We start from the raw sequence: 322 nt of genomic DNA on the forward strand, positions 1-322 counted from the left end.
ATCGCTGATGCAGTGGGTGAAGTCGTACATCGGGTAGATGCACCACTTGTTGCCAGTCTGGTGGTGTTCAGCAAATTTAATACGGTACAGCACCGGATCGCGCATCACGATAAACGGTGAAGCCATGTCGATTTTCGCACGCAGGCAGGCTTTACCTTCTTCAAAACCACCGGCACGCATTTTTTCGAACAGCGCCAGGTTCTCTTCAACGCTGCGGTCGCGGTACGGGCTGTTTTTACCCGGTTGCGTCAGGGTGCCGCGGTATTCGCGGATCTGTTCCGGCGTCAGTTCATCAACGTACGCCAGGCCTTTATTGATCAGT

The 322-nt window shown here is 53.7% G+C and carries 1 protein-coding gene; it reads right to left on the reverse strand.

The genetic code is table 11. From position 1 onward, the window contains the following. Positions 1 to 322, reverse strand: a 322-nt coding sequence (locus AC0L3J_RS37800; protein ID WP_473350503.1) for a glutamate--tRNA ligase family protein, incomplete at both ends; no start/stop codon positions are given.

The organism is Bradyrhizobium sp. Kon37 (genome assembly GCF_055807535.1).